Raw genomic sequence first — 8,771 nt, 5'->3', positions numbered from 1 at the left:
GCTTCGTACACTACGATGGCTGCTGCGTTGGATAGATTCAATGAGCGGATATGGGAAGTCTGAGGGATACGCAGGCAGTGATCTGATCTGGCCTGTGCGAACTCCTGCGGCAGGCCGGTGGTTTCGCGGCCGAAGAGGAAATAGATTGCTTGCCTGCTGTTGCTGTAGTCAAATCCTGTGTAGTTACGTGTGCCGTACGTCTCGGTTAGATAATTTGATTTGAAATCATAAATATCTAAAAATAAGTATGATACAAAAAATCTTAACAATAATTTTGTCCAAAAGATTTATTAAATAATAAATTATTAAAAACTGAGCATTTCAAGAACTTAAGAATTTTTCATTGAAAATTGATATCAGTTGTATATTAAGAATTTTGACTAAAATACACATTTTGTGGATAAAGCTTAAAACCTGAATCTTTTTCTTTCAATATTTCTCTTTCTGCTATAAGACAAGTATGATAAGTTTTCGAAAAAATGATATTCAGTTGAGTTTTAGCTTATTTTTACTGGGCAGCGATAGCATGTGCAATTATTTTTCGTTTATGAGAAATATTCGGTACACTTGGAGCTGTAATTGTAATAGGTTATACGATGATAGGTTTGATGATTGTAACCCATGAGACTGTGGGACAGGCAAATATGCAGTTAATTCAGCATATTTTTGGATCTGTACCTGAAAAAGTTTCATTAATCGGGGTACGTAGCAGCGATTTAATAGAAAATATACATAAAGAGGTGGTAGAGAAACTAGCCGCTTTGGATTATGGCCATGGTGTACTGATTTTGACAGATATATTTGGAGCTACGCCATGCAATTTGGTACGCCGGCTGATTCAGCGAGAAGATGTTATTCTACTTACTGGTTTGAATGCTCCTATGTTAATCAAAGCACTGCAAAATTTTACTAAAGCAGAAGATGTGCATAAATTTGCTGATGAGGTTAAAGCAGCTGCTATCGCCGGTATTATGACTATATCTAATCAGGATGAGCCCTAACATGATAAAAAAGGAAATTGAAATTGTTAATAAGCTAGGTTTGCATGCACGAGCTTCGAATAGGTTTACTCAGGTGGCCAGTAGTTTTCAGTGTGAAGTGTGGGTAACACGGAAAAGCCGGCGAGTGAATGGTAAAAGTATCATGGGTCTGATGATGCTAGCTGCCGCGCAGGGTAGTGTTATTGAGCTGGAAACAGATGGAGTAGATGAAAATCAGGCGATGCAGGCATTAGTTGAACTGATTAACAATTATTTTGGTGAAGACGAATAATGTGTATAGTGCTGCATGGTGTGGCAGTAGGAACCGGAGTAGCTATTGGACGGGCTCATTTAGTCGTACGTGGAATGGACGATGTTCCTCATCGCGATTTATCCATAGAAGAAATTCCAGCAGAAATTGCCCGCTATGAGCAGGCTATTAAAACGACACGCCGTCAGTTAGAACAGCTACGCACCGATATTCCTCAAAATGCACCTTCGGAACTAGGTGCGTTTATTTCTTTGCATCTGATGCTGCTTGGAGATGTCAGCCTGTCTCGAGAACCTGTTGATATTATTAAAGAAAAGTGTATTAATGCTGAATGGGCTTTAAAATTACAAACAGATAAGTTAGCTGAACAGTTTGATGCAATTGAAGATAATTATCTGCGCGCGCGTAAACAAGATATGTTGCAGGTGGTTGAGCGTATTTTTAAAAATCTGATTGGACTATCTACAGAAGTTGTAACTGAAGCCGAGGACTTTGAAGAAGATACGATTCTGGTTGCACATGATTTATCACCGGCAGATACCGTATTTTTTAAAGACAGCCGTATTGCTGCTTTTGTTACAGATGCAGGTGGTCCAACTAGTCACACAGCTATTTTGGGGCGTAGTCTGGATATTCCATCGGTAATTGCGCTTGGATATGCTCGTGAGTTAATTAATGAAGATGAATTGATAATAGTTGACGGTTCAATGGGCGTGGTCATTATTGCGCCTGATGATGTTATTTTAAAAGAATATCGTCGGCGTTTACGCGAATTTCGTAGTCTAAAACGGCAATTAAATAAACTAAAAAATACGGCGGCAACAACTCTAGATGGCATCAATATAGAGCTTTTAGGCAATATTGAAAGTGTTAATGATATTAAATCATTAAACAATCTGGGTGTAGATGGTATCGGGCTGTACCGCAGTGAATTTTTTTACCTGAATCGGGATGCATTACCAACAGAAGATGAGTTATATACAGAATATGCTGATGTGGTAAAAAAACTGAAAGGTAAACCATTAACTATACGCACTATTGATTTGGGAGTTGATAAAAATCCGCGTTGGTTTGGACCCAGTCATACGATGAATCCAGCCCTAGGTCTGACTGGAATTCGATTATGTTTGGCAGAACCTGTGATGTTTCGTACTCAGATGAGGGCTATTATGAGAGCCGCTGTTCTCGGTCCTGTACGCATGATGTGGCCAATGATTTCGTCAGTCACTGAAATTCAACAATGCTTAACTCATCTGAATACTGCTAAACAGCAGTTAAATGACCGTTTTCAAAAGTTTGATGAAAAAATTCAGGTCGGCGCGATGATAGAAATACCATCAGCTGCTTTAACTGTGAATTCTATTCTGAAACTGATTGATTTTGTGTCTGTGGGTACCAATGATTTGATTCAGTATACATTGGCTGCTGATCGTAATGATGAAAGCGTTAGTTATTTATATCAGCCTGGTCATCCTGCAGTGCTTAAGCTGCTATTACATGTTATTCGTACTGCTGTGCGGTTAAATAAACCAGTGTCGATTTGCGGAGAAATGGCTGGAGATGCCCAGTATACGCGTCTGCTTATGGCGATGGGGTTACGTCGTTTTTCGATGAATGCGAATAACATTCTAGCAGTAAAAAATCAGATTATTCAAAGTGATTTGTTAATGCTAGAAAATGAGGTGCAGAAAATTCTGCGCAATGATGATCCTGATAAGGCATTAAAATTGCTTAAAAAATTTAATTCTTCACATGAATTGGCTGATTCTGTGGAATAAAACAAATTCTTTTGTTTGACTTAGCATAGATTAACTGCGTTTAATGCTCGGATTAATATAATTATTTTATCAATATTGTTGTTGCCTGACAGTCAGTATTGAGTAAGTAGTGTTTTCCCGCAAATTGTCCACCGATATTCTCTCCCTTGGTATCGGTGGTTTTTTTTAGATAAATATATGCAATGTGAATATATTATTTAAATTGATTGATTACATAGTATGTTTTCAATATCGAAGAGTTGAAGGAATCTACTATCTTACTAAAGTAATTAATTGCAAGTTGGTGTCTGGAGTAAGCTGTTATAATAGCGGTCTATTTTTATACAATAAATTGATGATTCATGATGCAAGAACAATACTGTCCTGAGAAAATTGAACCCGCAGCGCAGGCACGCTGGCAGGAATACCGCTTATTTAACGCTGAAGATTTTAGTCCAAAACCCAAATATTATTGTCTGTCGATGTTCCCTTATCCTTCTGGTAAGTTACATATGGGACATGTGCGTAACTACACAATTGGTGATGTATTGAGCCGTTATCGTCTGCTTAATGGTTTTAATGTTATGCAGCCGATGGGGTGGGATGCATTTGGCTTGCCGGCTGAAAATGCAGCAATGAAGCATCAAGTGGCGCCCGCACAATGGACGTATGACAATATTGCTTATATGAAAAAACAGTTGCAAAGTCTGGGCTTTGCGATTGACTGGGGTCGAGAAATTGCGACATGTACGCCAGAGTATTATCGCTGGGAACAATGGCTGTTTGTGCGTTTGTTTCAAAAAGGCATTATTTATAAGAAAAATGGTACGGTTAACTGGGATCCGGTAGATCAGACTGTATTGGCTAATGAACAAGTAGTAGATGGGCGTGGTTGGCGTTCTGGTGCGATTGTGGAAAAACGCGAAATCCCGATGTATTACTTTAAAATTACGGATTATGCTGAAGAGCTGCTTAATGGGCTGGATACACTGGAGCATTGGCCTGAGCAGGTTAAAACCATGCAGCGCAATTGGATTGGAAAGTCGCGTGGTATGCAGGTTCGGTTTGCGCTAGCTGATGACAGTAAGGCCGGTTTGAGCGGTGATTATGCTGACTATGTGCAGGTCTACACTACACGTCCAGATACGCTGATGGGAGCAACTTACATTGCGGTAGCAGCAGAACATCCTCTAGCCACTGCAGCAGCTATTGATAATCCAGATTTACAGCAGTTTATTGCTGAGTGTAAGGCTGGTTCAGTTGCAGAAGCTGATATGGCTACGATGGAAAAGAAAGGTATGCCGACAGGTCGGTTTGCTGTTAATCCTCTGAACGGTGATGTACTGCCGGTGTGGGTAGCTAATTATGTGCTATGGGGTTACGGTGATGGTGCTGTGATGGCAGTTCCGGCTCATGATGAGCGTGATTTTGAATTTGCCACTAAGTATCGCTTGCCGATTAAGCAGGTAATTGCTTCTACTCAGGCTGATGATGAATTCAATACGCAAGCTTGGCAGGAATGGTATGGCAGTAAGGAGCAGACGCAATGTATTAACAGTGGTGAATTGGACGGCTTAGATTTTCAGGCAGCGTTTGAACGTATAGGTGAAATTTTGCAGGCGAAAAATGCTGGTGCACCGAAAACGCAATACCGTCTGCGCGACTGGGGTATTTCTCGCCAGCGCTACTGGGGCTGTCCGATTCCGGTTATTCATTGTGATGATTGTGGTGATGTTACGGTGCCGGAAGATCAGCTGCCTGTAGTATTACCAGAAAATGTTGTTCCTGATGGTGCTGGATCACCTTTGACCAGAATGCCGGAATTTTATGAAACCAATTGTCCGTGCTGTGGAAAGCCTGCTCGTCGCGAGACCGATACGATGGATACGTTTGTTGAATCCAGCTGGTATGCGATACGTTATGCTTCGCCGCAATGTGATACAGCTATGGTGGATAAAAAGGCGGCTAATTATTGGTTGAATGCAGACCAGTATATTGGTGGGATTGAACATGCAATTTTGCACTTGTTATATGCGCGCTTCTTTACTAAATTAATGCGTGATGAAGGGTTGTTAAATGTAGATGAACCATTTGCACGCCTGCTTACTCAGGGTATGGTAGTTTGTGAAACCTATTACCGTGAGGGTGCGAATGGTAGTAAAGAATGGATTGCGCCTCAAGATGTGGATTTGAAGCGTGATGATAAGGGTAGACCACTGGAGGCAACTTTAAAAGCAGATGGCAAACCTGTTTGTATTGGCGGCATTGAGAAAATGTCTAAATCTAAAAATAACGGTGTCGATCCCCAAGAGCTGATCGACCGTTATGGTGCAGATACAGCGCGTTTGTTCATGATGTTTGCTGCACCCCCAGAACAATCGCTGGAATGGTCTGATGCAGGTGTGGATGGTGCACACCGCTTCCTACGGCGTTTATGGCGTACGGTGTATGAGTATTTGCAGCAAGGTACCAGTGTAAAGGCATTTGCAGGTAGTCAGGATGGGTTGTCCGCTGAACTGAAAGCATTGCGTCTAAAATTACACACCACGATAGCCAAGGTAACCGATGACTATGGCCGTCGCCAGCAGTTCAATACCGCTATTGCTGCAGTGATGGAACTGCTTAATCAATATGATCGTACCGATTGCAGTCCAGAGCTAGGACGTACAGTAGCTCAAGAGGTGTTGGAATCCGTGTTGCGCCTGCTGTGGCCGATTGTGCCTCATGTATGTGAAACATTGTGGAATGAGTTGTCTACGCAGCAAACGCTGTGGGAAGCAGCATGGCCGCGTGTGGATGAAGCTGCACTGGTACAAGATGAAATAACCTTAATGGTACAGGTAAATGGTAAGCTGCGTGGACAGATTACCGTTGCAGCTGATATCAGTAATGATGCAGCACAGGCAGCGGCATTAGCTGAGCCATCTGTACAGCGTTTTGTTGAAGGAAGAACGCCGAAAAAAGTAATTGTGGTGCCAAAACGTTTGGTTAATATCGTCGTCTGAATTTTGTAAGGGCTAAAAAAAGACATGTTTTAACATGTCTTTTTTGTTTATATTTGTCTGATTTGAGTATGAACAGTCAGTAATCAGATTATCCGTGTTCTTTAAAACTTATGGCAGGGTGTAGGCAATTAATATATCACCCATTTTTGTACCAAATGAACCATGACCTCCGGCCATTTGTACAACGTATTGTTTGCCATTAACAGCATAGGTCATAGGTGTTGCTTGACCACCTGCTGGTAAGCGTGCCTGCCATAATAATTGACCATTACTAGTATCGAAGGCACGCAGATAATCATCTTGTGTGGCACTGACAAACATTACATTACCTGCAGTAGATATTGAACCGCCAAGCCCTGGTACACCGATTTTCATCGGAGGCAGTTCAAACAGTTTCGGTAGGCTATCGCGTATCGTTCCGATACGTTTTTTCCAGACTACTTTATTAGTTTGTAAATCTACGCCGCTAACAAATCCCCAGGCTGGTTGTTTGCAGGGTAAGCCAATCGGAGATAGGAAAGGATTGATTTCTACTCCATAAGGTACCCCATACATGGGTTGCATACCGTTTTCTGTGCCTGCACCTTGTTCTTGCTGTGCTCTGTTTGGATTGGTTGGTATCAGGCGAGAAATGAAAGGTAGTCCAATCGGATTCATTAGTGCAATCTGACGATCTTGATTCACAGATATACCACCCCATTCAAACACACCTAGATTTCCGGGAAATACGAGCGTGCCATTTTCAGAAGGTGGAGTATAAATGCCATCATAATTTAGACGTTTAAATTGAATTCGGCAGACAAGCTGATCGAACATGGTTGCACCCCACATATCCTTATCTGTGAGTTTGCCCTGTGGAGTCAGGCTTAGTGCTGAGAATGGCTGAGTTGCTGCATAGTGCTCGCCTTTAGTCGGATTGCCACGTTTTAAGGTTTGTGGTACTGATTTTTCGGTAATGGGAACAATGGGTTGTCCAGTTTCACGATTAAGCACAAAAATATTACCAGTTTTAGTCAAAATATAAATGGCTGGTACTCGTTTTCCTGAAGGTAGTGTTACATCCATTAATGATGGTTGAGCTGGCACATCCATATCCCATAAATCGTGATGAGTGGTCTGAAAATGCCAAATAAGTTTTCCGGTGGAGGCATTTAGTGCCACGATGGAATTAGCATACCGTTCTTTGAGTTTGTCTCGATTTCCTCCCCAGATATCTGGTGTACCTACTCCTGTAGGTACATAAACAATATTCCTTTGCTGGTCATAGGCTAGAGGTGCCCATGCATTGGGAGAATTATGCACAAAAGTAGTATTTTCACCCGGCATAGCATTCGGATTTTGTGCACCAGTATCAAATATCCATTTCAGATGGCCATTGTTGGCATCATAACCACGGATGACACCAGAGGGCTCTTTTGTGGAGAGATTATCAGTAACAGACCCACCAATGATAATAGTGCTGGGTGTCACTACTGGCGGTGAAGTAGGATTGTAGCCACCTAAATATGCGTAAGGCATTTTAGCTTGAAGGTTGATTTCGCCGTTATTGCCAAAGTCCTGACATTTTTGTCCATTGTCGGCATTAACTGCAATTAAACGTCCATCATTAACCGGCAAAAGGACTTTTCGTGGACATAAAGTAGAAGGAGTGGTTTCATTTTGCTTAGCTTTGGTCGCGTCGTAATAGCTGACACCACGGCAAGTTAGATGTTGAAAGGTTTTATTGCTGCGTAACTTTGGATCAAAACGCCAAAGCCTTTTACCTGTTGTGGCATCGAGGGCATCCAGAAACTGATGTGGTGTACAAATGAATAGTTTGTTACCGATTTTAATTGGTGTCAGCTCATTAGTTGTTTCGGCTGAGTCGTTATTAGTTTTGAAATCACCGGTGTGGTAGGTCCAGGCTACTTTAAGCTGATTAACGTTATTGGTATTGATTTGAGTTAAAGGTGAATAGCGTGTGCCGCCTTGTGTACGGCCATAGGCGGGCCAGTCTTCTGCTGCTACGCCATTTGGGTCTACTGCAGGTGCTGGCTGGGCGCGCGAAATGGTTCCGTTGATTTCCTGTGGGTCATGATTAATGCTGTAAAGCATGATACCCAGAATAACTATCAATCCAATGGCAATGGCGGCTTGGCCACTGCGTTTTGTAGTTAATTGGCGTGTTGGCCATGGTAACAGTAGCCACAGACCTAGTATAAACAGAATGTCAAAACGTGGTGCCAATGCCCAAAAGTCTGTACCGGATTCCGATAATCCCCAATCAAGTGTGGCAATGAGGATTATCGCGAACCACCACAGGCTATTGCTGCAATTACGCTGATATAGAACGGTGAACAAACCAAGTGCGATTGCTAGGATTGCATAATAAGCGGAACCGCCCAGACTAATTAACCAAATTCCTCCTATAAGCAGATAAAGAGTAGCTAGCCATAATATGATCGATGTGATGATTTTGGCGACGGAACGCTTTGATTTATGTGTGTTCATTATGCCTCTGTATGTTGTTTTAATAAAATTCTTATGGTTAATAAAAGTCATTATAGTCAGCAATAATAATTATGCAAATGACTATCTATATGAATATTAAATAATTAATATTCAAGATTTTATATACTATTCATCTAAAAATTATTGTCTTAGCGATTCAAAAGCTAATTTAGCAGATTTATTGATAATAAATTATATTATTGACGATGGTGTATAAAAGTTAATTCTTTTTTCAAAAATCTGGTTGATAATGATTCAGAACAGATTC

The 8,771-nt window shown here is 41.4% G+C and carries 6 protein-coding genes; 4 read left to right on the top strand and 2 right to left on the bottom strand.

Going from position 1 to position 8,771, the window contains the following annotated elements:
• A partial coding sequence (locus tag J3U64_RS08800) for a tRNA (cytidine(34)-2'-O)-methyltransferase (protein WP_323811402.1) occupies window positions 1–269 on the bottom strand: 269 nt, incomplete at its 3' end.
• A gap of 339 nt (window positions 270–608) precedes the next feature.
• Here J3U64_RS08800 and J3U64_RS08795 point away from each other — a divergent pair.
• The 4 genes from J3U64_RS08795 (at window position 609) to leuS (ending at window position 6,013) form a co-directional block, all read left to right on the top strand.
• Complete coding sequence (locus J3U64_RS08795) at window positions 609–1,001, top strand: PTS sugar transporter subunit IIA (protein WP_267408964.1); 393 nt, start codon at window positions 609–611, stop codon at window positions 999–1,001.
• A 1-nt stretch (window position 1,002) separates the two neighbouring features.
• Window positions 1,003–1,272 (top strand): HPr family phosphocarrier protein, encoded by a 270-nt coding sequence (locus J3U64_RS08790; protein ID WP_100141455.1) that lies wholly within the window; start codon window positions 1,003–1,005, stop codon window positions 1,270–1,272.
• Entirely contained in the window at window positions 1,272–3,029 is a 1,758-nt protein-coding gene (ptsP, locus tag J3U64_RS08785; RefSeq protein ID WP_267408963.1) for a phosphoenolpyruvate--protein phosphotransferase, read from the top strand. Before J3U64_RS08790 ends, ptsP begins: the two co-directional genes overlap by 1 nt.
• Window positions 3,030–3,373: 344 nt before the next feature.
• Window positions 3,374–6,013: a leucine--tRNA ligase gene (leuS, locus tag J3U64_RS08780; RefSeq protein WP_267392100.1), complete on the top strand. Its 2,640-nt coding sequence runs from the start codon at window positions 3,374–3,376 to the stop codon at window positions 6,011–6,013.
• A 108-nt stretch (window positions 6,014–6,121) separates the two neighbouring features.
• On the opposite strand, the gene J3U64_RS08775 is transcribed toward leuS, so the two are convergent.
• Window positions 6,122–8,503, bottom strand: a complete 2,382-nt coding sequence (locus J3U64_RS08775) for a glucose/quinate/shikimate family membrane-bound PQQ-dependent dehydrogenase (protein WP_267408962.1) — start codon at window positions 8,501–8,503, stop codon at window positions 6,122–6,124.
• Between the last annotated feature and the right edge of the window lie 268 nt (window positions 8,504–8,771).

The sequence above is a fragment of the Snodgrassella sp. B3800 genome (assembly GCF_026535865.1).
In the GTDB taxonomy this organism is placed as follows: domain Bacteria; phylum Pseudomonadota; class Gammaproteobacteria; order Burkholderiales; family Neisseriaceae; genus Snodgrassella; species Snodgrassella alvi_E.
The sequence above is the reverse complement of the archived record's forward strand: the minus strand, read 5'-3'. Positions and strand labels throughout refer to the sequence as shown.